This window comes from Synechococcus sp. Cu2B8-bc1011 (assembly GCF_047302735.1).
Lineage (GTDB): Bacteria > Cyanobacteriota > Cyanobacteriia > PCC-6307 > Cyanobiaceae > Synechococcus_C.
On the sequence record NZ_CP138915.1, the window covers coordinates 751,145 to 775,256 of the forward strand.

General features: G+C 55.4%; 21 protein-coding genes. 14 read left to right on the top strand and 7 right to left on the bottom strand.

The window, feature by feature from the left end; genetic code table 11:
- Positions 1–50: 50 nt before the first annotated feature.
- Positions 51–965 (top strand): alpha/beta fold hydrolase, encoded by a 915-nt coding sequence (locus SIC18_RS03845; RefSeq protein ID WP_413430207.1) that lies wholly within the window; start codon positions 51–53, stop codon positions 963–965.
- Between the two features lie 32 nt (positions 966–997).
- A complete protein-coding gene (locus tag SIC18_RS03850; RefSeq protein WP_413430506.1) occupies positions 998–1,858 on the top strand; it encodes a galactose mutarotase in 861 nt (286 codons plus the stop codon).
- On the opposite strand, the gene SIC18_RS03855 is transcribed toward SIC18_RS03850, so the two are convergent.
- Positions 1,833–3,065 carry an FAD-binding oxidoreductase gene (locus SIC18_RS03855; RefSeq protein WP_413430208.1) on the bottom strand — a complete coding sequence of 411 codons (1,233 nt, stop codon included), beginning with the start codon at positions 3,063–3,065 and terminating at the stop codon, positions 1,833–1,835. The genes SIC18_RS03850 and SIC18_RS03855 overlap by 26 nt on opposite strands.
- A gap of 41 nt (positions 3,066–3,106) precedes the next feature.
- Between SIC18_RS03855 and SIC18_RS03860 the strand changes: the two genes are divergently transcribed.
- Positions 3,107–4,504: a four-carbon acid sugar kinase family protein gene (locus SIC18_RS03860; protein ID WP_048347743.1), complete on the top strand. Its 1,398-nt coding sequence runs from the start codon at positions 3,107–3,109 to the stop codon at positions 4,502–4,504.
- Here SIC18_RS03860 and SIC18_RS03865 read toward each other — a convergent pair.
- From SIC18_RS03865 to SIC18_RS03880, 4 genes are all read right to left on the bottom strand, one after another.
- A complete protein-coding gene (locus tag SIC18_RS03865; RefSeq protein ID WP_413430209.1) occupies positions 4,501–4,974 on the bottom strand; it encodes a VOC family protein in 474 nt (157 codons plus the stop codon). The genes SIC18_RS03860 and SIC18_RS03865 overlap by 4 nt on opposite strands.
- Positions 4,975–5,036: 62 nt before the next feature.
- A complete protein-coding gene (locus SIC18_RS03870; protein ID WP_413430210.1) occupies positions 5,037–6,371 on the bottom strand; it encodes a (Fe-S)-binding protein in 1,335 nt (444 codons plus the stop codon).
- A gap of 27 nt (positions 6,372–6,398) precedes the next feature.
- Positions 6,399–7,127, bottom strand: coding sequence for a sulfotransferase family 2 domain-containing protein (locus SIC18_RS03875; protein ID WP_245407191.1), 729 nt, complete (start codon positions 7,125–7,127; stop codon positions 6,399–6,401).
- A 9-nt stretch (positions 7,128–7,136) separates the two neighbouring features.
- Positions 7,137–8,561 (bottom strand): NADP-dependent isocitrate dehydrogenase, encoded by a 1,425-nt coding sequence (locus tag SIC18_RS03880; RefSeq protein WP_413430211.1) that lies wholly within the window; start codon positions 8,559–8,561, stop codon positions 7,137–7,139.
- Positions 8,562–8,890: 329 nt separating this feature from the next.
- On the opposite strand from SIC18_RS03880, the gene SIC18_RS03885 reads away from it, so the two are divergent.
- The 8 genes from SIC18_RS03885 to SIC18_RS03920 all read left to right on the top strand — a co-directional run bounded on the left by SIC18_RS03885 (position 8,891) and on the right by SIC18_RS03920 (position 18,968).
- The gene (locus SIC18_RS03885; RefSeq protein ID WP_413430507.1) at positions 8,891–9,352 is read left to right on the top strand and encodes a hypothetical protein; all 462 of its coding nucleotides are present in this window, start codon (positions 8,891–8,893) and stop codon (positions 9,350–9,352) included.
- A gap of 73 nt (positions 9,353–9,425) precedes the next feature.
- Positions 9,426–10,139, top strand: a complete 714-nt coding sequence (locus SIC18_RS03890; protein WP_048347749.1) for a heme oxygenase (biliverdin-producing) — start codon at positions 9,426–9,428, stop codon at positions 10,137–10,139.
- Between the two features lie 60 nt (positions 10,140–10,199).
- Positions 10,200–11,273, top strand: coding sequence for a glycosyltransferase (locus SIC18_RS03895; RefSeq protein WP_413430212.1), 1,074 nt, complete (start codon positions 10,200–10,202; stop codon positions 11,271–11,273).
- A 67-nt stretch (positions 11,274–11,340) separates the two neighbouring features.
- Entirely contained in the window at positions 11,341–13,158 is a 1,818-nt protein-coding gene (locus SIC18_RS03900) for an ABC transporter ATP-binding protein (protein ID WP_413430213.1), read from the top strand.
- A gap of 6 nt (positions 13,159–13,164) precedes the next feature.
- On the top strand, positions 13,165–15,375 hold the full coding sequence (locus tag SIC18_RS03905) for a glycosyltransferase (RefSeq protein ID WP_413430214.1): 2,211 nt from the start codon (positions 13,165–13,167) through the stop codon (positions 15,373–15,375).
- On the top strand, positions 15,375–16,523 hold the full coding sequence (locus SIC18_RS03910) for a glycosyltransferase (RefSeq protein WP_413430215.1): 1,149 nt from the start codon (positions 15,375–15,377) through the stop codon (positions 16,521–16,523). The genes SIC18_RS03905 and SIC18_RS03910 overlap by 1 nt, the downstream gene beginning before the upstream one ends.
- Positions 16,516–17,799, top strand: coding sequence for a glycosyltransferase (locus tag SIC18_RS03915; RefSeq protein WP_413430216.1), 1,284 nt, complete (start codon positions 16,516–16,518; stop codon positions 17,797–17,799). Before SIC18_RS03910 ends, SIC18_RS03915 begins: the two co-directional genes overlap by 8 nt.
- A complete protein-coding gene (locus SIC18_RS03920) occupies positions 17,796–18,968 on the top strand; it encodes a glycosyltransferase (protein ID WP_413430217.1) in 1,173 nt (390 codons plus the stop codon). The genes SIC18_RS03915 and SIC18_RS03920 overlap by 4 nt, the downstream gene beginning before the upstream one ends.
- 208 nt (positions 18,969–19,176) lie before the next feature.
- Here SIC18_RS03920 and kdsA read toward each other — a convergent pair whose 3' ends face one another.
- Positions 19,177–20,028, bottom strand: a complete 852-nt coding sequence (gene kdsA / locus SIC18_RS03925) for a 3-deoxy-8-phosphooctulonate synthase (RefSeq protein WP_413430218.1) — start codon at positions 20,026–20,028, stop codon at positions 19,177–19,179.
- An 81-nt stretch (positions 20,029–20,109) separates the two neighbouring features.
- Here kdsA and SIC18_RS03930 point away from each other — a divergent pair, with 81 nt between their 5' ends.
- From SIC18_RS03930 to SIC18_RS03940, 3 genes are read left to right on the top strand one after another with little or no spacing between them, the layout of a single operon-like run.
- Complete coding sequence (locus SIC18_RS03930) at positions 20,110–20,823, top strand: hypothetical protein (protein ID WP_413430219.1); 714 nt, start codon at positions 20,110–20,112, stop codon at positions 20,821–20,823.
- A gap of 4 nt (positions 20,824–20,827) precedes the next feature.
- Positions 20,828–21,658, top strand: coding sequence for a 3-deoxy-manno-octulosonate cytidylyltransferase (kdsB, locus tag SIC18_RS03935; RefSeq protein ID WP_413430220.1), 831 nt, complete (start codon positions 20,828–20,830; stop codon positions 21,656–21,658).
- A 6-nt stretch (positions 21,659–21,664) separates the two neighbouring features.
- Positions 21,665–23,125 (top strand): ArnT family glycosyltransferase, encoded by a 1,461-nt coding sequence (locus SIC18_RS03940; RefSeq protein WP_413430221.1) that lies wholly within the window; start codon positions 21,665–21,667, stop codon positions 23,123–23,125.
- A gap of 19 nt (positions 23,126–23,144) precedes the next feature.
- Here SIC18_RS03940 and SIC18_RS03945 read toward each other — a convergent pair whose 3' ends face one another.
- A complete protein-coding gene (locus tag SIC18_RS03945; protein WP_413430222.1) occupies positions 23,145–24,026 on the bottom strand; it encodes a glycosyltransferase family 2 protein in 882 nt (293 codons plus the stop codon).
- Positions 24,027–24,112 lie beyond the last annotated feature (86 nt).

Consider the following 24,112-nt stretch of genomic DNA (forward strand, 5'->3'; position numbering starts at 1 on the left):
CTGCGGAGGAATGAACTGGATGCCTAGCATCGCTGCCCGATGGAACAAGCGTGGTGAGTGAGCCCTGGTGGCAGTTTGAGAACCATGCGGTGCATGGTCTTTGTCAGAGGCCTGAACAGCCTGAGGCCGCGGCCCAGGCCCAAGCGCGGCCCGCTGTGTTGCTGGTCCATGGCTTTGGGGCTTCTACCGACCACTGGCGCTACAACATTCCAGTGCTGGCAAGCCAGTACGAAGTGCACGCCCTGGATCTTCTGGGCTTCGGCCGTAGTGCCAAACCAGCGGGGCTCACCTACGGCGGTGCCCTGTGGCGCGACCAATTGGTGGCCTATGTCCAGCAGCGGATCGGTCGCCCCACCGTGATCGCTGGAAATTCGCTCGGGGGGTTTGCTGCCCTAGCGGCTGGTGCTGCTTTAAAGGACCAGTCAGCGGGTGTGGTGCTCCTGAATGCGGCAGGGCCTTTCAGTGATGAACAGCGCTCAACGCCGAGTGGCTGGGGCGCCATCGCCCGTCGCACGATTGCTTCGGCTTTGCTCAAAAGCCCAGTGCTGCAAAGGGTGTTGTTTGAGAATTTGCGCCGGCCGGCCACGATTCGACGCACCCTCAATCAGGTGTATATCGATCGCACCAACGTGGACGACGCCCTGGTGGAATCGATTCGCCTTCCGTCGCTGGATCCGGGTGCCTTTGGTGTGTTTCGCACCGTGTTCGACATTCCCAGCGGCCAACCCCTGGATGAATTGTTTGATCAGTTGCAATCCCCCCTGTTCCTGCTCTGGGGGATTCGCGATCCCTGGATCAACGCCGCTGGACGTCGCGCCAGTTTTCAACGTCATGCCCCGGAGAACACCCACGAAGTGGTGTTAGAAGCCGGGCATTGCCCCCATGACGAGGTTCCCGATCAGGTGAACAAGGCCCTGCTCGATTGGCTTGGTTCCCTTGCAATCGATGGCTGCGCGGATGGCTGAGCTGTGGTCACACTGAAGAAGCTCCGGGTTTGATGGCCATGACCCTTCGTCAACTGTCGACGCCGTATGCCCACTGGGAATACGTGCATCCCCAAAGTGGTGATCGCCTACGGGTGGTGCCTGAACGCGGCGGCATTGTCACGGAATGGCGTTGCAATGGGCGGGAGATTCTTTATTTCGATCAGTCGCGTTACGCCGACCCAACGCAAAGCATCCGCGGTGGGATTCCTGTGCTGTTCCCCATTTGCGGCAACCTTCCCGGTGACCGGCTTCCCTTGAAAAGCGGTGAGGCCACCCTGAAGCAGCATGGCTTTGCGCGCGGCTTGCCCTGGCAGCTGGAGCTCCTCGACGACCAAAGCGGCGTGCGCTTGTGGTTGACGGACACGGATGAGACCCTTGCGCACTATCCGTTCCGCTTTCGCCTGGAGATGGCGGTGCGTCCTGTGAATGATGCGTTGGAGATCACCACCACGATTGCGAATGCCAATGAGGGCGGCGAGTTGATGCCGTTCAGTTTTGGTCTCCATCCCTATTTCAATGTGACGGACCTCAGTCGCACGAGCCTTGAAGGCTTGGCACCCCAATGCCTCAACCACCTCGTGATGGCAGAGGCTGAAACCGGGGATCAGTTGAGCCGATTGCCAGAGGGCGTGGACTTTCTCACCCGCCCTTCTGGACCGGTCACCCTGGTGGATGAGGCTGCGGGCACACGTTTACAGCTTCAGCATCAAGCGCCCATGGATCTCACAGTGGTGTGGACCGAACCTCCTCGCCCGATGGTGTGTCTCGAGCCCTGGACAGGACCGCGCCAGTCCCTGATTACTGGAGACGGCAAGCTGGAGCTCGCCGCTGGAGAGAGCCTTCAGCTCAGTTGCCGCTATGCGCTGAGTTGAGAGGTGCTGCCACTCCAGGCAGGCGTCCTCTGCAGAGCTGTTGTTTCGGATCAAACTGATGCTTCACGGATTCAATCAGGGGGCGGGATGGGGCATCCAGCCAGGCCGGTAGTGCTCCTGGCTGGGCACCTGGTTGTATCAGCACGCTGAGCTGCCCCCCTAATGCGATCACCCGTCGCCTCAGTGCTTCGACTCGATATTCCGGTGTGGGAGAACCGCTGGCTTGCCAGGCCTCTCCACTGCCGGCTCCAGCGGCGAGCCGCCAATGCCACCCAGAAAGCCCAGTGCATTCGCGCGAGCTGAACAAGTGCTGGAGCTCTGCGGGGGGGAGACAAACGCGCAGCAGCCAGAGTGGATCTTCGCTAGTGGCAGAGCCTTCAGGGATCGGGCTCTCCCACGGCATGCGTTCGCTGCTGACCCCCTGCTCGGCCGCGAGCGTCTCGAGCCTGTTGAGCTGGTCGACGACCGCACCATCACTGATGCTGGCCACGCCCATCAGGATCCTTGGTCCCTGGTCCGGGCGGAGCTCCCAATCGATCCACTCGGGTGTGAAGCTGCTGCCCACCACCTCGGCTCGGAAGGCTTCGAGCTGGTTGAGCTCACCCTCCAGAACAAGCTGTCCGCGCGGTTCACGAATCGGTTGCACGCGCAAGGTGAGCCCGGTAATCAGAGCGAGGCTGCCCCAGCTGCCGCAGAGCAGGCGCATCAGGTCATAGCCCGCCACGTTTTTCACCACCCGGCCACCGGCACGGGCGCTCACTCCATCGCTGCGCATCAAGCTGATGCCAATGATCTGGTCGCGCACGCCTAAGTGACGTTGGCGGAGCCCACCCGATAGACCCCGTGCCACGAGCCCGCCGATTGAACCCGCTGATTGAGGCGAGGCCATGTTGCTACCCCACGGCCAGTTGAGCGGTAGCCATTGCTGATGCTGTGCAAGGGCCGTCTGCAGGTCGGCCAGGGGCATGCCCGCATCCACGGTGATCGTGAGGTCATCCACCGCATGGTCCTCGATCCGAGACAGGTGGCGCATGCTCACCACCGGCCCCGAATCAGCTGCCAGAGGAGGGCCCCAGTGCAAACGGCTGCCCATGCCGGCAGGCACGCAGGGCTTCCCGTCCGCATGCAGGTCGGCAATGAGTTGGCCAAGCTCCTCAACAGAATTGGGTGCTAGTACCGCTGTGGAGGACAACCCTTGTTCAGGCACGTGAGTGAACAGGCCAGATCAATACACCAACCGATCGTGCCATGAAGATTGTCGTAATCGACGATGACCCCACCGGTTCTCAGACGGTGCACAGCTGCCCACTGCTGCTGCGTTGGGATGAAGCGGCCTTACGTCGGGGGTTGAGGCACCCTTCCCCCTTGGTGTTTGTGTTGGCCAACACGCGGGCGCTCACGCCTGAGGCCGCGGCATCCCGCAATCGCGAGATTGTGGAGGCCCTGGTGCTGGCCATGGCGGCTGAAGGCCTTCAGGAGCATGAACTGTTGCTCGTCAGCCGCGGTGATTCCACCCTGCGCGGGCACGGCGTGCTCGAACCCCAGGTGCTGGCGCACGCCTGGGAGGGGCACTTCGGTGCGGTGGATGCCACCTTGCATGTGCCTGCATTCTTTGAGGGGGGGCGCACCACCGTGAATGGTGTGCATCGTCTTCACGGAGAGCCGGTGCACACCACGGCGTTTGCCCGTGATCGCCTCTTTGGTTACGGCACCAGTGATTTGGCGGAGTGGCTTGAGGAGAAGAGCGCTGGCCAGATCGCTGCCAACTCAGTGCTGCGGATCCCGCTGGAGTTGCTGGAGTCAGAGCGATCTGCAGACCTCTTGACTTGCCTTGAGACCTTAGAAGCCAATCGATCGGTTGTCGTCGATGCGACCCGTCCCGAGCAGCTGCGGGCCTTGGGAGTCGCGATCCGGAGGCTTCAGGGGCGAAAGCGTTTCCTATTCCGTTCAGCCGCAAGCCTTCTGAATGGCCTGGTGGATTCAGGATCATCTCCCTTGGGACCTCAGCCCCTTGATGCCCATGGCCTGGTGAGTTTGCGCCGCCGTGATCTTCACGGACAGCCGCTGCCTGGTTTGGTGGTGGTGGGATCCCATGTTTCTTTGGCGGATCAACAGTTGAAATCTCTGCTAGCCAACGAGCGATGCCGCGGGATTGAGCTGCCGGTGGCTCGCATCGCCCGGGTGCTGGAGGGGGGATCTCCGGATCTGCTTCTGCCGGACCTGGAGGCTGAATGGCGATCGCAGCTGGAGCAGGCGCTGGAGGAAGGGCTCACGCCTGTGCTGTTTTCCAGTCGTGGTGAGTTGCTGTTCGGAGTTGGTGCGGCGGCATTGGTGCGGCGGTTGCGCTTTGGGATGGAGTTGGCATCCCTGATGGCCCGTTTGCTGGCCGGCTTGGCTCCGCGGCTTGGCTATTTGATCAGCAAAGGAGGCATCACCACGGGAACCCTATTGGCGGAGGGGCTTGGCCTCGAGGCTGTTCAACTGGAGGGGCAACTCTCGCCAGGGTTGTCGCTGGTGCGTGCGATCGAAACAGCAACTGATATGACGGAGCCAATGCGTGCGTTGCCTGTGATTACATTTCCTGGAAATCTAGGAACGGAACACAGCTTGAAAGAGACGTGGCAGATGTTTGCTGGAGAGGCTTAATCGGCCATGGTTTTGCTAAATCGCTCTCGCCATTCCTGCCAGCTTTCAGATTCGGGGAACTGGTGAACGAGAGCATCTGTTTCCGCCATTAATGTTTGGAATGGTTGTTCCATGTCCATCGGAATCGTGGCAATCGGTGGTGCATAAGTTTGGGTATAGGCGAAAAATTCAATGGGATTGCTTTCTGGATCGGAGAAATAAACTGACCAGCTTCCACCATGGTTCATGGCTACAACTTCGCCTGGAGCGATGTCCTGAATGGCTGAGAAGTTCTCATGCAAATCTTGCAGGCTGGAGACTTCGAACGAGATTTGATTGAACTGACTCGGCGTTTCCATTTGCCGCCCTGTGGCCAAAACAATTTGATGATGTTCCTTGGGATCTTTGCTTAAAAAAAGCATTCTTGATCCTTGGAACTCCCAGGAGTCTGTGATGCAAAATCCCAGCTTTTTGACGTAGAAATCTTCCATGAGCTCTAGATCATGCACGTAGAGCCCGAAATGGGAAGGGCGCGACGAGGCCAGAAAGGAATTCATGGATGGTGCTGCGAGGGGGGGACGGAGCTGTCTTGGCCGCCAGTCGTTGGAGCGGGCGCCGGGCTGAGCCTGGCAGAGCGGGCGAGTAGCTCCATGGGATGGCAGACGTCCGGACCTTCTGAGTGGAGATGGCTCCTCAGTTGAAGGCTGCAACCGATGTTCGCGCTAGCGATGACCTCTGCCCCAGTGCTTGTGAGGTCGTTCGCTTTCAGTTGGCCGAGTGCGGCGGCTTCGTCCGGTTGCACCAGGTTGTAGATGCCGGCACTCCCGCAACACACGCCGGCTTCTGTGGCTTCTTTCAGCTGAAGTTCGGGAATGGCACGCAGCAAGTCCCTGGGCTGGGCCGCAATCCCCTGGCCATGGATCATGTGGCAGGCATCGTGATAGGCCACCGTGCAGGGCAGCGGTGTGAGAGCTTGCCGAAACGATTCGGACAGCCCCCGGTTCGCCAGGAATTCGTGCACGTCCAGCACCGGCGCACTGAAGTTGTCCTCGCCATCGAGAAGCTCCCCATAGGCCTTCATGGTGTGCCCGCAACCGGAGGCGGCCACCAGCACGGCATCCAGGGTTTCATCGCGGAAACTCCGCACCAACGCGCTTGCAAGCTCCTGGGTTTGTTGGAGTTGGCCTTGGTGATGGCTCACCGCTCCGCAGCAGCCTTGATCAGCTGGAATCACCACTTCAAAGCCATTCGCTTGCAGGACGGCCACGGTGGCGTCGTTGACCCCTGGATCAAAGCAACGTTGCACGCAACCCAGCACCAAGCCCACCCGGCCGCGTTGTTCGCCTTGTGCCGGATTCACCCGCGGTAAGCGATCAGAAAACCCCTCGGGCGGGAGGGGAGGCAAGAGCGCTTCCATCGCTTCCAGCTGTGGGCCCAGCAGCTGTAACAGCCCCGTTCTCCGTATGAATCTCTGTAATCCAGTGCCGGCATAGGTGCGTAAGGGCTGCAGCAGAGCGCGCAGGCGTTTGGGGTAGGGCAGTACCAGAAGCAACAGCTGCCGGAAACTGGTTTGCCAGCTGCTGCGGAACTCAGGTTGGTTGAGTTTTGGGCGGGTCGCTTCAATCAGCTGGTCGTAGCGCACGCCCGATGGACAGGCGCTCACGCAAGCGAAGCAGCCCAGGCAGCTATCGAAATGGCTGGCCACCGTGGCATCCAGCTCCAGCTCTCCAGCTTCGATCGCTTTGAGGGTGTGGATGCGCCCGCGGGGGGAATCCATCTCCGTGCCCAGCACTCGATAACTGGCGCAGGTGGGTAAACAAAATCCGCAGTGAACGCAGGGATCTGTGATTTCTGTCGATAGGCGGGCAAGCTCGTTTTGAGAAGTCATTGCCTGATTTTGATCGACATTGCTCTATCAATAGCTATAGCCGAATTTATCGATTTCGAAGCGGTAAACCTGCGCAATCCTTTCGGCTTGCAAGTCGGTTAAGACATCTCGATAGTGCCGACGGTCAATGCGGGTACCGGTTTTGCTTTTGGGCAGGGAAGGGTTGCCAGGGAGGTTCAGATCTTGGAAGAGCCGATGAACTTCATCCTGAAGGTGTTCGTAGCGACAGAAGCGACTGACAGCAATATGGCCATCAAGCATGTATAAATTTCTTTCCATCCGAGCCGCTTTTTCCAGTTTGGGGTGGAACAAGTAATCGTTGAGATTGTGTTCCGAACTGCTCCGTTTTCGGTTGATCCAGTAAAAGCGTGAGAGGCACAGATCCCAAGGATTACGAACAAAGCAAAAGCTAAAATAACTGCTAATTTTGTTTGCATCTAAATAATGTTTGTCTCGTGCTTCCTGCAGGCTGATGTGAGTGTGGAGTCCGATTTTCTTCAGTTCAGAGCTATAGCTCTGTTGAAGAAGATTGAGCTTTCTTTTCGTGCGTACAATGCCATATTTTCCTAGGTTCCACCATGGGATAAAAAAACGTGGGCCAGGATAATTAAGGCCTTTTCGAATTGTTTCGTCGCTGCCAAGAGGTGTGATCACGTCTGTGAGAGAGCATGCGCTTGATAGAGCAATGCCTACAGACGTTGAAGCTGTCTTTCTGCTGGCAATAAAGATAAATCTGTTGCTATGACTGATAATCAAGGGACGTGATTAGAAGCGCTCAATGATGGCGTCTGCAAAGCCACTGCAGCTCACTGGATCCACTTTGGGTTCCATCAATCGGGCGAGGTCATAGGTGACCTGCTTGTCTTTGATGGCGGCGCTGAGCCCCTTGGTGATGAGGTCGGCTGCCTCCTGCCATCCAAGGAATTCCAGCATCATGACGCCACTCAAGATGACGGAGCCGGGATTGATTCGATCCAATCCAGCGTGCTTGGGGGCGGTGCCGTGGGTGGCCTCGAAGATGGCGGCCGTTTCACCGATGTTGGCTCCAGGAGCCATACCAAGACCGCCCACCATCGCCGCAGCAGCATCGGAGATGTAGTCGCCGTTGAGGTTGAGGGTGGCCAGGATCGAATATTCCTGAGGCCGGGTCTGGATTTGCTGGAAGATGCTGTCGGCGATGCGGTCATCAACCAGCACCATGCTTTTCCATTTGCCGTAGCCGTGGCTTTCGCCAATCGCTGCGAGAACCTCCCTTACTTCTGAATCGATCGCCTCTTTTTTCTCTGGTGTCAGGCTGTCGTAGCCAGGTTCAATCATGCGCGCATTGTCCTGGGCGCTGAGGGAGTGATCTCGATCGAGATTGTCAAGAATCCAACTTTCTCGTTCCGTGATGCAAACATCGCGGAATTCAGTCGTGGCTAGCTCATAGCCCCAGTCGCGGAAAGCGCCTTCCGTGAATTTCATGATGTTGCCTTTGTGCACCAGCGTGACGTGACGCTTGTTCCCTTCGAGGCGTAAGGCGTGTTGGATGGCTTTGCGAATGTGGCGTTGGCTGCCGTGTTTGCTCACCGGCTTGATGCCAATGCCGGATCCTTCTGGAATCTGCCGCGTGCCGAGTTTGCCATTGGCCGGAATGACCACCTCATTGAGATGCTTTCGCAGCTCTTGGCCGATTGGATCGTCAGCCTCCCACTCAATACCCATGTAAATGTCTTCCGTGTTTTCCCGGTAGACGATCACGTCAAGGTCTTGGGGGCGCTTGTGAGGGCTGGGGGTGCCTTCGTAATAGCGGCAGGGCCGAACACAGCAGTAGAGATCAAAAATTTGTCGCAGGGCGACGTTGAGGGAACGGATGCCGCCACCGATCGGTGTGGTGAGCGGACCTTTAATCGCTACACCGAAGCTGCGGATGGCTTCGAGGGTGTCTTCAGGAAGGTATTGGTAAGTGCCATAGAGGTCGCAAGCTTCATCACCGGCATAAATCTTGAACCACTTGATGGTTTTTTCGCCTTTGTAGGCCTGAGCCACAGCAGCATCGAGCACCTTCTGGGTGGCGGGCCAAATATCAACTCCGGTGCCGTCGCCGCGAATGAAAGGGATGATCGGATCGTTGGCCACCACGGGTTGGCCGTTTTCGAAGCGGATTGGCGTGCCCTCGGTGGGGGCGGTGAGCTTCTCAAACTGAGCCATGGAGGGGGCGCCGTCAGGCGGCATTTTGATTTGGCGAGCTTATGACTTGGTGGTGTTTCTTTGAGTTCGTTTCGATGATCCCTGGCGCATTCCCTAGCGAAGCGAAAGGATCGCTAGCTGCTGATGGGTTGAAGAGGTTCTGAATGATGAGTCAGCGTCTTAACGGCGCTCTTTCTCCGCAGAGACCACGAAAGCCAGAGGCAGGAGCCTGTCAGCGAGCTTGAAAGTGATCGTATGGATGGGTGTTTCGCTGGGGTTTTTCTTCTTGAATAAACCGTAACGGCTGCTGGCGCATGCCCTTATGAAGCTTCACCCTTAGTTCAGCAGCGATAAACCCTGTGAATGCGGCGGCAGCTGTCCACAGCGTGGCCTTAGCTCAGGCCTTGGCCTCAAGCATCACGCTGGTGCGCAGGCAATTCCCTGCTGCTCAGCCGAATTTGAGCCCATGGCGCGATGACCCTCACACGCGCCATTGGGACGAGGCCGCCACGTTGGATTTGGCCTTTCATTTTCCAGGCTGGAGCCCTCGGCTGCAATGTCGCAGTTTGTTGCTGCAATTGAGGTTCATGTCGGAGGTGTGCGACATGGACTTGTCTTGCCCAACCCTCCTTGGAATTGTCATGCGTGGCATGACGTTTGATGGTGAACGCTGGCGATTGGCAACATTGGGTGACTGGTTGCCGGCTGGTCCCCACTTACCCCAACGCGATCAGGTGGAGCAGCTGCAATTGATCTGTCGCGAGATGTTTGAAGTGTTCGAACATGGTGTGCCCAATCACACCGGTTCTTAACCCTTCGCAACCGATCTGGGATATCTGCGGAAACTGAATTTAAGGTCTTTCAATCGCTTCGTATTGCATTCTTATGTCAGTCGCTCTGGCTACCCAGCTCCGGGAAGGAACGAAAAAGTCACACACCATGGCCGAGAACACCGGCTTCGTGAGCTGCTTCCTGAAGGGTGTGGTGGACAAGCTGAGCTATCGCAAGTTGGTGGCAGACCTCTTCTTTGTTTATGAAGCCATGGAAGAGGAGATGCATCGACTCAAGGAGCACCCCGTGTTGGCCCCGATTGCCTTTGAGCAGCTCGATCGCGTCACCGCCCTCGAGGAAGACCTGGCTTTCTATTTCGGCCCTGAATGGCGGCAACAGATCGAAGCCTCTCCTGCAGCGACGGAGTACGTCGCTCGGATTCGCGAAGTGGCTCAGACAGCTCCTGAGTTGTTGGTGGGTCATCACTACACTCGCTACTTAGGTGATCTTTCAGGTGGGCAGATCCTGAAGAACATTGCTCAGAAGGCGATGAACAACCCCACCGATGATGGCTTGCACTTTTATGTGTTCCCAGAAATCGCGGACGAAAAAGCTTTCAAGACCACCTATCGCTCTGCGATGGATACCTTGCCGATCGACCAGCCCACAGCCGATCGCATCGTCGAAGAGGCCAATCAGGCGTTTCACCTGAACATGAAAATGTTCCAGGAGCTTGAGGGCAATCTTGTTGCTGCCATCGGCAAGGTTCTGTTTGGTTTCCTCACGCGCCGTCAGCGCACGGGTAGCACTGAGACCGCTGCGGCCTAGGTGTTCAGCGAGGAAGGCATTCAACACTCCTCAAGATCGTTCACATCGATACGGGTTCTGGTGCCAGGCACCGGGCCCCGTTTTCGTTGTGGCGGATTAAGCGTTGCGCTGCAGACGGCCCGTTTGCTGTCGCAGTTGCGTCCCACGGAGGTCGTGACCTATCGGGCTCGGGAGCAATCGCATCCCTTTCTTGACGACCTTCTTGATCAAGAGGATGCACCAGGGGAGGTCATGTGGCTCGTGAGCTGGGGGTTTGATGTTCCCGGCCTCTTGAAGCGTTTGCGTGGTCGACTTGCGGTGTATCAGGCCCATAGCAGTGGGTATGGATTTGATTTGCCGCCTGGTGTCCCGGTGATAGCAGTCAGCCGTAACACCCTTGGTTATTGGGGTGATCGAGCTCCGCGGAATCCGCTGGCATGGGTGCCGAATGCCCTCGAACCTCAGTGGATTGATCGCGGCGCCAGACAGAAGACCCAGATCAGGGGATCGGACCCACGACCGATTCAAGTGCTGGTGCAGAAGAGGAAGAGCAGTCCTTATGTCCTCAAGCAGCTCGTTCCAGAGCTCAGAGCTCGAGGGTTGCGCGTTGAAGTGCAAGACGGCTGGGTGGACGATCTTGTGGCGCTGTTTAACAGCGCCACCGTTTACCTCTACGACTCCGCTGAGTATTGGCGTGGCCGGGGAGTGAGTGAGGGCTTCGGGCTTCCGCCTTTGGAAGCACTGGCCTGTGGCTGCATTGTGTTCAGTAGCTTCAACCACGCCTTGGCTGATTTACTCACTCCCGGTGACACCGCCTATCAGATTGGTCAGGGGACGTTGAACAACGATCTCAATCGCATCCAGGCAGCTGTTCAGGATCCGTTGGCCTGGCTTCCTCCTCCAGATCAATTAGAGGCTCTTCTTGAGCAGGTCTCCGAAGTCCATTGGCTAGAGCGATGGGAGAAAACATTGTTCTGGATCGACTCGATTGGTCTGGCTGCTGGCCTAACTCCTGGCTTGGCTAAGACCTCTGACCTAGTTCTTCGCTCTCCCTCAACGCGCCGTTTGAGATGGCACCAGAGGATCCAGACACTGCAAACGAAGGTGGTCAATCGGTTGCCCGGCTGGCTGCAGCAAAGCCGATCGAAGCAGTGAACAGTCTTTAATCAATTAAATTCATGTTGGGCATTCGCCTAAACGGCAGCCGTTTGCAGCGTTGTTCATGCACCTGAAAAGTCAGACTTGGAATGAACTGAAGCTGCTGCTCCAAGAACTTCCTTCGAAGCGTCTTCGTTATCTCATTCTTGTTCTGCTGGCATCTCTGGTTCAGGGGCTAATTGATATTTTGCTGATTGGATTGCTTGCACGCTTAGTAGGTTTGCTTGCAGGTGCAAAGCTCGGTGATCAAATACCTGGTATTCGTTTTTTCGGTGGAGGCCTGCTCGATCAGTCGGGCTGGATTGTTGCTCTTCTCATCGCTGCATATTGGTTGGCTTCAGGTATGCGCTTTGGAGTGGCCTTATTGGAATCATTGCTGACTGCAGAGATTTGGTCAGATCTTGTTAATAAGGTCTACAAAAATCTGATGTTGCAGCAATATGAGTTTTTCATGAATAAGCGCACAGCGGTTTTGTCTGAACGCTTTAATCGTATTCTTTCGCGGGTCACAGGTACTGTTATTACTCCAATCATTACGATTTCAGGCAATCTTGTTTCAGTATTGGCCTTATTGATTGGAGTATTCTTTGTTTTAGGGGCCTCCTCCCTTCTTGTCTTTGCTCTGTTGTTAGCCTCCTATGCGTTGTCTTCACGCATAATCACTCCTTACTTAAGGCTTGCATTGCGACAAAAAAATCGATACACAAGAAGGTTGAAAATTATTTTTTCAGAGTCGATTCGGTCAATTAGAGATGTTCAGCTTTATTCTTCCCACAATTACTTTGTTGATCGTTTCGCTCAAGAAGGAGCTCTGGCTAAGCGTAATGAGCGAATTTCAAGTCTGCTCCCAAACGTCCCGCGATTCGTCATTGAACCTGCTGGGATCACGATTATTTTTGTTGTAGGCCTAGCTCCTGCTATAGCGTCGGGCGATGGCAGTAGTTTGCGTGATGCGTTGCCAGATTTGGCCACGGTGTTGGTTGTTCTGCTCCGAATTACAGGACCTTTGCAGACTGTTTTTCGTAGCGTTAACAAGTTGAGGGGTGGACTTCCTGACGTCAAAGATGCTCTGGAGTTGCTAAAGATGCGACCGGGAAGGCTGTCGCTCGGTGATGCGGGCGTTCCATCGCCGTATGGGGTGATGCCTAGTCGTTTAATTGAGTTAAACAACGTTAGCTTTTCCTATCGAGGGAGTGATCATTTAGTCCTCGAAAAAATTAATTTATCAATACCTGTTGGTTCGCGTATTGCGCTTGTTGGTAGTACGGGAAGTGGGAAAACAACAATAGCTCATCTTCTTTTGGGATTGTATAATCCTAGCGATGGATGCCTTCTCCTGGATGGTATAAGCGTATCCAAGAGAGATATGCCTGCATGGCAAGCAAACTGTGCTTTTGTTCCGCAAAATATTCGTTTGCTTGATGCAAGTGTCAGGGAGAATGTGGCTTTCTGCGAAGATCCTGAAAGTATCAATGACGATAAAGTTTGGTCGGCGTTGGATGCAGCTCAATTCACTGAGTTTGTTGCGCAAATGCCCTATGGCCTTTACACCATGTGTGGAGAAGACGGCATAAAGCTATCTGGCGGTCAGCGTCAGCGTTTGTCTTTGGCAAGGGCTTTTTATCGCCAAGCTGAATTATTAGTTTTAGATGAAGCGACGAGTGCATTGGATAACAAAACCGAACATGACGTGATGCAGGCTTTGGATTTGGTTGGACGTAGATGTACGATTGTCGTTATTGCACATCGCCTTTCTACGGTTAAAAAATGCGATCGAATTTATGAAATCGAGAAAGGTCGTATAATCGCTTCTGGTGATTTCGAAACGCTCCGTAATTTGTCTCCTAGTTTTAGGGAGATGACAATGCTTGACGTTGTTTGACAATTAATGGCAGATTTTATCTTACTTTCTACGGCCGATTGGGATCATCCTCTTTGGACAAATAAGCAGCATGTGGCTTGTTGCTTGTCGGATTTAGGCCATCGTGTCCTTTACGTTGATTCTCTTGGGGTTCGTGCTCCTCGGGGAGATCGTTCAGATTTTGGTCGCATTCTCCGTCGCTTAAGGCGCGGATTCCGTCTTCCAAGGCAGGTGCGTCCTGGTCTTTGGGTGGTGTCTCCACTGGTGATGCCTGGTCAAACTCGTGGGATTACGGGTCGCCTCAATCGGATGAGCCTGGATTTCAGCCTGTTTGTGGCTGATCTGGTGCTGGATCTACGCCGTCCACTGCTGTGGACCTTTAATCCCCAGGCCCGTGCTCATCTCCGGCTGAGCAGGTTTCACGCTGTTGTTTATTTGTGCGTGGATCGCATCCAAGCGCAGCCGGGCATGCCTGTGCAGGTTTTGCAAGCTGCTGAAAAGGATCTGTGCACGGTCGCGAATGCATTGTTCACCACCTCGCCCCGGCTTCATGCGGAGCTAGGGCCACTGAATGCAGGCAGCCATGTTTTCGGCAATGTGGCTGATGCTGACCATTTCGGTCGCGCCCTCAACAAAGACCAAGACCGCCCCTCCGACTGGCCTCACTGTGACGGTCCTGTGCTGATCTTCATCGGTGCAATCGATGCCTACAAGCTCGATCTCAACATGTTGGAGTCGTTGATGGAGCGAACACCGCAGTGGACGTATCTCTTCATCGGCCCTGTGGGTGAAGCCGATCCGAGCACGGATGTCAGCGATTGGGGTCGCTTCCCCAACGTTCATCTCCTTGGCCCAAGGCCCTACAGCGCCCTCCCGGCCTATTTGGCCCATGCCGATGTCGCGTTGTTGCCCTTGCAACTCAACGATTACACGCGCCGCATGTATCCGATGAAATTCTTTGAGTATCTAGCCGCTGGTTGTCCTGTCGTCGCGACAGCCATTCCAGCCCTGGAGGATCAACGTGATGTCGCGATTCTCTGTTCTCCTGAGCAGTCGACCTTTGAAGCGGCCATTGGCCAAGCCCTGGCTGGAGAGGGACCCACTCTTCAGCAGCGCCTCGATCGCGCGCGACAGCACACGTACTTCACCCGTACGACGGCGATGCTGAATCGCTTGGCTCATCACGGTTTGATGCCGGATGAACCTCTGGCTCCGCAGTCCCCTCCGTACCACCAAGTTCGCAAACAGTGGAGTCGTCCTCAGCTGTCAGCACGGCTGAGGACGACAGGTCTGCGCCTTCTGGATTCTTTGGGGCATCCATCGATGGCAGAGGGGATTTTGCGGCATTGGTTGGAGCGGGAGCCCACCAACATCACCCTCCTCAGTGAACTGGCTCGTCGACGCCTGTCAGTTGGAGACAACAGTGGTGCCTGCAGATTGATCGAGCGGATCTGGCAAGAAGATGGAGTCGCAGACATCTTGCATCAGCTGCTCTTCCGTCGTAGTTCCCGTCCTGGCAGCCGTCTCGATCAACTGGAACTGTTCGATGTGTTGGCGTCGAGTACCTCTTTGCCCTTGCATTACGCGGGATATTGCAGGGTTGTGAGGACGTATCGCGCGATCGACTCTAAGGATGTGGCTGCACTCCGCCGGGGCGTGATTGGCTTGGAAGAGATCATCGCTGCATTGGAAGGCGATCCCGACACCTATCGCTGCTTGAAGCCCAACCGTGAGAACCGAGCCAAGCTACTGATTTCTGCACAACTCACCCTGTTGCGGGCTTTGATGGCTCTCAAGGACAGTTCAGGGCTAGATAGAGCCTCGATTGAGCTGTTGGCGAGTGCATGCCGTTATGACCCGTTCGCCATTGACCGCACCACTGCAACGCGAATGACGCGCAACATCATGCGCAGTCTCACGATCGCTGCAGTGATGGCTTGGCATGCTGATGATGCCTCGCGTTTTGATGCTGTCGTCACTGAGATGGAGCGGCTCCGCCAGGCATGTCACGCCAAGCGATTCGACTTGATTGCCAGCAAAACCCATGAAGATCACCGAGCTTTCTCGGATGCTGTTGTGGCCATGCTTCAGGAGTGTCGCTGGTCGTCTGCAGACCCTGGGACTCGCCCGGCCCAGGAGCGTTTAGTCGATCCGGTTCTTCTGGTCTATTTCCCGAATCTTCGCCGTGACCGCGCTGAAAAAGCCCTGAAGTTTCTTCAATCTCTAAACACCCCGTAATGGCAGTGATACGGGTTGCTTTCACGATCGACTCTCTCAAGCTTGGTGGAGCCGAACGCGTGCTTTTGCAGTGGGCCCGCTGGTGCAGAGACGAGGGCTGGCAGGTGCTTGTGATCACCCGCCAGGGATCCGAGAAGGATGCTTATCAAGTCCCGGAGGGCGTGAAGCGCCTGGTTGAGCCAACGTTGGTACCTCCTTTGGAGCGGTTGGGCTGGTTTGCTTTTCCCTTTCGCGTGATGGCGTTGCGTCATCTGTTGCGATGCCACCGCAGTGATCTGTGTGTGGGTGTGACCACCTTGCCAGCGGTGAAGTTGTTGTTGGCCACTGCCGGCATGTCACTTCGAACCGTGGTGTCTGAGCGGAACTATCCACCGGCTAAGCCACCATCTCTGCTGTGGCGCTGGTTACGTCGGTTCACTTATCCATGGGCTGATCTGCATCTGGTGCAGACCCGGCAAATTGGGACTTGGCTGCGTCTGCACTGTGGTGTGAGCAGGCAGCAGCTGTTGCCCAATTCCGTCACCTGGCCACTGCCGGACAGGGAACCCTTGCTTGACCCCGATGACTGGCTTCCTCCTCAATCCCCTCTTCTCCTCGCAGCGGGTACCAAGGCGAATCAGAAAGGTTTCGACCTGTTGATGCCGGTGTTCGCCGAGCTGGGCCGACGTGATTCCAGTCTCCATCTGGCGCTGTTAGGTCTTACGCCGGGGCGCTATCGGGGCCTCGATCAGCAGGCCTGGTTGCGGCAGCTCCTTGGCAATGAACCCGACCTGCAGGAGCGATTGTTGCTCCCAGGCGTCTCGGGCAGCATGGCAAGTTGGTACAAGCGTGCCAATATTTTTCTCCTTCCGTCGCGGTACGAAGGCTTTCCCAATGTGCTTCTTGAAGCAATGGCTGCAGGGTGTGCCTGCATTGCCAGCGACTGTTTGACGGGTCCGGCGGATCTGATCCGTCACGGTGAAAACGGCCTGTTGTTGTCGCCGCAGGCGACAACAACAGATTGGGTTGAGGCGATTGCTGGCCTGCTGGCGGATCCGAAGCGATGCCTTCAGTTTGGAGAGAAGGCCATGGAGGTGCGGGAGCGTTATGACGCAGTGCGTCTGCGGCGTGATTTCCTAGAGGCCTTGCGCACGTTGCACCATGGATGATCTCTGGGTTGTGCTTCCCCATCTCGGTGCGGGTGGCGCGCAGAAGGTCGGTCTCTTGGCAGCGGAGCACTTTTCTGCGCAGGGCTATCGCGTAAAGGTGCTAACCCTCATTCATGGTCATCCCGTCTTGCACAACATTCCAGAGGGGGTGAGGCATCAGGAGCTTGGACCTGATGCCAACGTGTTGCATCACTGGTTGAGTGATGGATGGAATCGATCGTGGTTGGCCAGAGGTCGTCGTTTTTGCATTGCTCAGATGATCAAGGCTTATCGAGCCTTGATTCGCTTCCAGCTGTTGCTTTTGAGTCCCTGGTTGGAGTCAACAATCCAACCAGGGTGCGATGGTTTGGCCTACTCATTGTTCAAGCGTGGAGCGACCAGCCTTGGCGGTGAACGTCTACGGCATTTGCGCGATCTGATCGACCAGGAGCGCCCCCAGCGGGTGCTGGCCTTACTCACTCGGACCAATATTCTTTGCTGTCTGGCCACCTGGGATCTACCCATTCACCTCGTGGTGTCAGAGCGCAACGACCCTGCTTTGCAACGGTTGCAAGCAGTTTGGTCATTATTACGTCGACTTTGTTATCGCCGGGCTGACGTCGTGACGGCTAACACCCAAGGTGTGCTCCAAGCCCTCCAAGCGATGGGGAGCTGGCAGCGACTGGAGCTGCTGCCCAATCCCTTGCCGTCCAGTTTTGAAGCATCAGTTCAGCTTGGTGGATTGGGTCTACGCCAACATGAGATTCTCGCTTTGGCTCGTTTGCAGCCTCAGAAAGGTCTTGATCTTTTGCTTCGTGCTTTTGCTTCTTTGGCTCCTTCCCTTCGCCAGGGCTGGAGGCTCACCTTGGTGGGTGAGGGTCCCGAGAGCGCTGCCTTGAAAGATCTTTCCAGTGCACTGGGACTTGATGATGTGGTGGGTTTTGAGGGGTTTCGTTCTGACCCTCAAACGTTTTTCCGTCGGGCCAGCATCTTTGCTCTGCCATCAAGGTTTGAGGGGATGCCAAATGCCCTGCTGGAAGCCATGGCTTCGGGCCTGCCATCCGTGGTCAGCGATGCTTCTCCTGGGCCTCTTGAGATGGTGCGTGATGGCGTAGAAGGTTTGGTGGTGCCGTCTGAGAATGTGGAAGCGCTGGCCCTAGCTTTGGAGCGATTTATCGTCGATCCTGCCTTGCGTGAGCGCTGTGGCAGCGCAGCTCGCACCACACTGGAGGCTCTCGATTGGAGTGTGCTCGAACCTCGTTGGCGTTCTGTTTTGGCTTTGCAGACAGATGAATGAGCGAATCACAACGGCTCAACCTGCTTGTGTTCGCTCCAACTCGAAGGGCGACGAGTGAAACGTTTATTCGGGCCAATCTCGCCGGATTGCCCATGCTTTGCATTCCCTATTTCGGCGATGAGTGGCCTCTTCGACGACCTCTTCAGGCGCTGTATGCGACTGCGATCGTCCTGAGCAAGGTGCTCACACGGATGAGGTTGCTACGCGCTGCGTCCTGGCCTGCATCGTTCGTTGCCTGGTTCATTATTCGTCGTTACCGCCCGGACGCAGTGCTGGCGGAATTTGGGTTCGAGGCGGTCAGAGTGATGGAGGCTTGCGTCTGGAGTGACGTCCCGATGGTGGCGCATTTCCGCGGCTCGGACGCTTCAGCTCGGAGTCGGCTTGGGCTTTTGGAGGGGAGGTATCGGCGCTTAATGGCAATCGCGGCTGGAGTGATCGTGAAATCGCGGCCGATGGCCGATACGTTGCTGTCTCTGGGAGCTCCACCGACGCGTGTGTTGGTCAGTCCCTCGGGAGCCAACACCGCGATGTTCGATGGCAGTGATCCGGCAGCGGCTCCACCGGTGTTGCTGGCTGTCGGGCGTTTTGTGGCCAAGAAAGGTCCGCTTCAGACGCTCAGGGCGTTTGCTCTGGTCTGTCGTGATCCAGTTGCGGCCGCTCTGAAGCCCAAGCTCTGGATGGTGGGAGATGGCCCGCTCTTGCCATCAGCACGGTCGCTGGTGTTGGAGCTTGGTCTTGAGGGGCAAGTTTGTTTCTTGGGCGTGTGTTCCCAGGATCGGGTGGCGCAGCTCATGCGCGAGGTGCGGTGTTTTGTACAGCATTCCTTGGTGGCTCCAGATGGCGACAGTGAGGGCAATCCCGTGGCAGTGATGGAGGCCCAGCTCAGTGGTTTGCCCGTGGTGGCCACGCGCCATGCCGGGATACCTGAAGTTGTTCTGGAGGGACAAAGCGGCCTTCTTGTTGATGAAGGCGATGAGGAATCAATGGCACAGGCGATGGCCCAGTTCGTGCTGGATCCTGACCTGGCAGCGCGTTTTGGAGAGTGTGGGCGGCAGCGTATTCAGGAGGGTTTCACGATCGAGCATCATCTCCATCAGGTGACGCAGCTGTTGCTTCAGGTCATCGAGGATCGTCTGGAGCGTTGCCCATCACCGACTTGTCAGTCCTAGGCGAAAACTGATGATGATCTCAGGTCTCGTTGATAACGAGATCGTTTTTTTTTAGTTCGCGAGGTTTGACTTCGTTGCAAACAAGCCTGTTTGAGTTTGAAGCATGATCTTCTTCACTCAAGCGCGATGGAGATCTCCTAAGGAATATCTATGTGTCAACCTGAGATGGTTGAGCTGTAAATGTTGTCTGCGATTTGTCTCGCTTTGATCAATGAATATCCAATATCGGTAACGATTTCACGACGTCATCAATAGCTTTTACTTGACTGAGGAAACCCTTCAGTTGCGCTAAGGGAAGCGCGCTGGGGCCATCGCAGCGGGCCTGATCCGGATCGGGATGGGATTCGAGGAACAGTCCTGCTAGGCCAACGGCGATGCCGGCTCGGGCTAGCTCCACCACCTGGTTACGGCGGCCGCTCGAGGCGGCACCACCAGGGTCGCGGCACTGCAGGGCATGGGTCACGTCAAAGATCAGGGGGCGGTGATTGCAGCACTGTTTCATCACACCAAAGCCGAGCATGTCGACCACGAGATTGTCGTACCCAAAGTTGCTGCCTCGTTCACAAATCAGCAGCTGCTCATTGCCGCATTCCTGGAATTTTTCCACCAGGTTCCCCATCTGCGAGGGGCTGAGGAACTGTGGTTTCTTGATATTGATCACCGACCCAGTTCGGGCCATCGCTTGCACTAAATCGGTCTGCCGCGCCAAGAAGGCTGGAAGTTGGATGATGTCGCACACTTCAGCTGCAGGTGCTGCCTCGTCCGGGCTGTGCACATCCGTAATCACTGGAATGGAGTGAGTGTCCTTCACCGCCTGCAGAATCGCTAGGCCTTTCTCAAGGCCTGGGCCTCGGTAGGAGTGAATCGAGGAGCGATTGGCTTTGTCGTAGGAGGCTTTGAACACCAGGGGGATGCCCAGTTCAGCGCACACCGTTTTGTAGTGACCAGCCACTTCGAGGGCGAACTCGCGCGATTCGAGCACATTCACACCACCGATCAGCACGAAGGGCGCGTCGTTTGCGAAACGGATAGTGCCCAACGCGACGCTGCTTGCGGCCATGGGTTGAAGCTCCGTTGAATCGAGGCCTAGAGCCGGCCCTCCGGCCACTTTAATCTGGCTCCTTAAGCAAGGTGGTTGGGGATGGCGATCGCACCGATCCCGATTTTTATCGGTTATGACGCGCGCGAGCGTGCTGCCACCAATGTGCTGATCGACAGCCTCTATCAGCACAGCTCGATGCCGCTAGCGATCACTCCCCTGGTGACGCCACAGCTAGAAGCTCAAGGTTTGTACAACCGCAAGCGAGATCCCAAACAGAGCACTGATTTCTCATTCACGCGATTTCTGGTGCCTCACTTGATGGGTTACCAAGGCTGGGCCCTGTTTATGGACTGCGACATGCTTTGCCGAGCTGACATCAAAGCGCTTTGGGATCAGCGCGATGATCGTTATGGCGCCATGTGCGTTCAGCATGAGCATGTGCCAGGCGAAACGGTGAAATTTCTGGGAGAGGTGCAAAGCGCGTATCCCAAAAAAAATTGGAGCTCGTTAATGCTCCTGAATTGCGGTCGATGTAGTCAGCTCAGCGTTGATTATGTGAACACCGCCTCTGGCTTGGAGCTGCATCGCTTCCATTGGCTAGCCGGTGATCATGAGATCGGAGCGTTGGACGCCGGTTGGAATCACCTGGTGGATGTGGAGGCGGCACCCACCAGCTCTGCTGATGACGGAGGTCCTCGTCTGCTGCATTGGACGCTTGGCGGTCCTTGGTTCCGGGATCAACGCACGATGGGTGGACGTTTGGCGGCTGAATGGTTTGGGGCCCGTGATGACGCCATGAAGCTGTGGAATTGATCTGATGAAACACGGTTCTTTGATTCAGCGGTCTGTGGTGGCGGTGCCGGCGCGCCTGGCGTCCTCCCGCCTTCCCGACAAGGTATTGGCTGACATCGGCGGCAAGCCCATGATCCAGAGGGTGCTTGAACGGTGTGCTCAAGCGGAGGGGCCAGCCGCTGTGGTGCTTTGCACGGATAGTGGGCGGTTGCAGCGTTTGGCGGCGGGTTGGGGGTATTCCGTGTTGATGACTGCGGAGACCTGCAGTTCCGGCAGTGACCGGATTGCCTCTGTGGCGGATCAGCTGGTGGCGTTGGCTTGGGGAGAGCAGACGGAGTCCTGGGATGCTGCACAGCGGCAGCAGCGGTTGGTGAGCACCGCCGTGATCAATGTGCAGGGAGATCAACCCTTTCTGGATTCTGCTGTGGTGTCACAGATGGTGGTGGAGTTTGGCAAGCGTGATCCGGTGCCGGCGGTGGTGACGCCCGTGTATCGCCTCTCCGCCGCCACCATCCACAACCCAGCGGTGGTGAAGACATTGCTGGCCCATGACGGCCGGGCTCTTTATTTTTCGCGCTCAGCGGTGCCCCATGTGCGAGATGTGGATCCTGCTGATTGGCATCAGCACGCCCCTTACTGGGGGCATGTGGGGATGTATGGCTTCCGTGGAGATGTGCTTGCGGGGTGGGATCAGTTGCCCTCCTCGCCGCTTGAAGATTTGGAACGGTTGGAGCAGCTGCGCTTGATTGAGGCGGGCCATACGATCACCACCTTCACAGTGGAAGGCACATCGTTGTCTGTAGATACGCCGGAGCAGCTGGATGAGGCACGTCGCCTTGCGGATTCATCCGATTGACCCCTGATGTCAAGAACACTCATCCGTCGTCTGACGTATCTCTCAGCCTCAGCTGTTGTTTTGCTGATCGTCTGGATGTTGATCCAGGATCTTCAGGGCATCAATTCCAAGCCTTTTGGTTCCGATGCACTTCAAAATGTTCGCTCCAGTGTCAATCTTTTCAAGCATGGGGTTTACAGCAGTCAGCCCATCTCTGCAGATGTCACTCCAGGCTATCGACGAGAGCCATTTCCTAACCTTTTTCTGGGCCTTTGTCTGAGGATTAAAGATATTTTGTCTCCAGGCTTTTTGGATCAAGTTGGTCGTCCCTTCGCTGAATCTTTCATCGCTTTTGTTAAGCAGGTGAATTTAATTTGGGCGGCTGTCCTCTTTGTGGGTATGTGGTTTACAACAGCATTGGTCGTTTCTCCGTTGTTGGCTGCACACTGGCTAGCTTCTGTTGAGATTTTTTTAGTCAATAAATATTTTGTCGTCAACGAAGTCAATCGTGTAAAAACAGAATTGGTTGTTGCAACTATTCTTGTTTGGCTTGGTTTTTTCTTGTTGAAGGCGGTGCGTTCGAAATCTTGGCGCTGGTTCTTCGTTGCTGGTTCAGTCTTTGGACTCGTGGCCTTGACGAAAGCGTCAGCCGCATACGTGGGCTTGGTCGTGATCCCATTGGCAGCGGTTGCTTTGTCCGGAGTCCGCAAGCGTTTCTGGCCGTTGCTGCTTGCGATTTCGTTCGGATTCATTCTCACAGTAGCGCCATGGTTGGTTCGGAATCAAGTGCATTTCTCGAAGCCTGTGATCGCTGGGGGTGGTGACGATGTGTTGCTGATTCGATCAGTTTTTAATCAGATGAATGCTCGGCAGTTTGGTGACGCTTTTTATGCTTATGCTCCAGAAAAAGTGCGTCTTGATTTGCTGGAATCTTGGACTGGGCTTTCGGAGGCAGACTTCTCCTGTGATGGAAGGCTTGCGGTTTTTACCCGGGATCTTGAGTGCGATCGTCAAGCCTTAAAGGAGCAGCGTTACGGGGATGTTCTTTCATTTTATCAGCGTGGAAAAAGGGCTATACCGCTTGAGCTATCTCTTGATAAGTCGCAAAAGATGTCATTGGCATTGAGTCGATTTCGAGAGAAGCCTCTCACTGCATTGTTGACAGTTTTTCCGATTGGCTGGAGGGGGTTTTGGGGGTTCCGTGGCGAAACATGGCCCGGCATTGTGTTGAATTTCACAGCTTATTTATCTCTTCTTCTGGCTCCAGTTCTGGCATTGGTTGAACGGCGACGTTCTTGGCTGATGGTTTCGATTGTGCCGGTTTCTTTGTTTGTTTTCTACAGCTTATTTAGTCATTTCTTGCCGCGCTATTCATCTCCTTTCGTTCCTGTTGCATTGATCTGCCTTTCGATGGTGGCTGTGGATCTTGTGGAAAGGCTTTCAAAGCGTCTGAGTCCAGGGTCAAAACCCATCGTGCGATTGTCTTGATGTTGTGATCAAGGTGAATTCAATCAGATCGCTTGTCGATCATGTCGGCGAGGAGAGCAAATAAGAAGACATTTAGGCTTGCAAATCCCAGCAGTACTGTCTTGTCAGTAAGGTTGTTGAGAGCGGTTAAATCGTAAATCCCACTGATTGTAAAAAGAACTGCTAATACTGCAATCAATGGCGCGAGAAGGCGCATTGGTGCAAAGTACATTCCTGTTCGCAAGATTAATTGAGTGAAGCGCAATGTGTCTCTAATTGGTTTGATATGGCTCTTGCCAATTCGTTTGGTGTAGCTGATCGGTATGAACTCGACGGCGTAACGATTGCGCAGCAGGCAAATGGTAATGGTGGTGGTGAAGCTGAAACCGTCAGGCAGGAGCTTGAGGAAATGAAGTGATCGATCTCGTCTGAAAATTCTCAGGCCTGAATTCATATCAGGGACTTCTGTGCCGCAGAGGAATGACACCCATGGAACCAGGATCATTTTCGGAATTGAGCGGATCTTGGAGTAATCAACGTTCTCTCCAATTCTCGCGCCAACCACCATGTCGAGATCATTGCTGGTGATCTTTCGAATCAGTTCCGGTATGCGCTCATTGGGATAGGTGCCGTCAGCATCAGTGATGCAAATGTAATCGCTCTGGCTTCGCCGGATTCCGGTTTTCAGGGCGGCTCCATATCCCTGATTTCGGTTGTGATGTATGACGAGTAATTCGCCAGCTTGGCTTTCGGCTGCTAAGGAATTCAGGACATGTTCGGATCCATCCGTGGATCCATCATTGACAGCAATGATCTCTACATTCTTGATGTTGGACTTTCGAACGACTGTCCAAATGCACTCGATCGTCTCGCGAATCGCGTGTTTTTCGTTGTAACAAGGAATGATTATTGAGGTCTTCATAGTTTGAATTTTCTTAGTTGAGTTTAATTCATGACCTTTGCATCACTGGCTGCTTCACTTGGCATGCATTTCCCTTCATCATTCGC

Bases quoted from the DNA above. Each gene is read 5' to 3' on its own strand.
- SIC18_RS03850 (WP_413430506.1), top strand. From the start codon at position 998: ATGGCCATGACCCTTCGTCAACTGTCGACGCCGTATGCCCACTGGGAA.
- SIC18_RS03860 (WP_048347743.1), top strand. From the start codon at position 3,107: ATGAAGATTGTCGTAATCGACGATGACCCCACCGGTTCTCAGACGGTG.
- SIC18_RS03865 (WP_413430209.1), bottom strand. From the start codon at position 4,974: ATGGAAGATTTCTACGTCAAAAAGCTGGGATTTTGCATCACAGACTCC.
- SIC18_RS03870 (WP_413430210.1), bottom strand. From the start codon at position 6,371: ATGACTTCTCAAAACGAGCTTGCCCGCCTATCGACAGAAATCACAGAT.
- SIC18_RS03880 (WP_413430211.1), bottom strand. From the start codon at position 8,561: ATGGCTCAGTTTGAGAAGCTCACCGCCCCCACCGAGGGCACGCCAATC.
- SIC18_RS03890 (WP_048347749.1), top strand. From the start codon at position 9,426: ATGTCAGTCGCTCTGGCTACCCAGCTCCGGGAAGGAACGAAAAAGTCA.
- SIC18_RS03900 (WP_413430213.1), top strand. From the start codon at position 11,341: ATGCACCTGAAAAGTCAGACTTGGAATGAACTGAAGCTGCTGCTCCAA.
- SIC18_RS03905 (WP_413430214.1), top strand. From the start codon at position 13,165: ATGGCAGATTTTATCTTACTTTCTACGGCCGATTGGGATCATCCTCTT.
- SIC18_RS03910 (WP_413430215.1), top strand. From the start codon at position 15,375: ATGGCAGTGATACGGGTTGCTTTCACGATCGACTCTCTCAAGCTTGGT.
- SIC18_RS03915 (WP_413430216.1), top strand. From the start codon at position 16,516: ATGGATGATCTCTGGGTTGTGCTTCCCCATCTCGGTGCGGGTGGCGCG.
- SIC18_RS03920 (WP_413430217.1), top strand. From the start codon at position 17,796: ATGAGCGAATCACAACGGCTCAACCTGCTTGTGTTCGCTCCAACTCGA.
- kdsA (WP_413430218.1), bottom strand. From the start codon at position 20,028: ATGGCCGCAAGCAGCGTCGCGTTGGGCACTATCCGTTTCGCAAACGAC.
- SIC18_RS03930 (WP_413430219.1), top strand. From the start codon at position 20,110: ATGGCGATCGCACCGATCCCGATTTTTATCGGTTATGACGCGCGCGAG.
- kdsB (WP_413430220.1), top strand. From the start codon at position 20,828: ATGAAACACGGTTCTTTGATTCAGCGGTCTGTGGTGGCGGTGCCGGCG.
- SIC18_RS03940 (WP_413430221.1), top strand. From the start codon at position 21,665: ATGTCAAGAACACTCATCCGTCGTCTGACGTATCTCTCAGCCTCAGCT.
- SIC18_RS03945 (WP_413430222.1), bottom strand. From the start codon at position 24,026: ATGAAGACCTCAATAATCATTCCTTGTTACAACGAAAAACACGCGATT.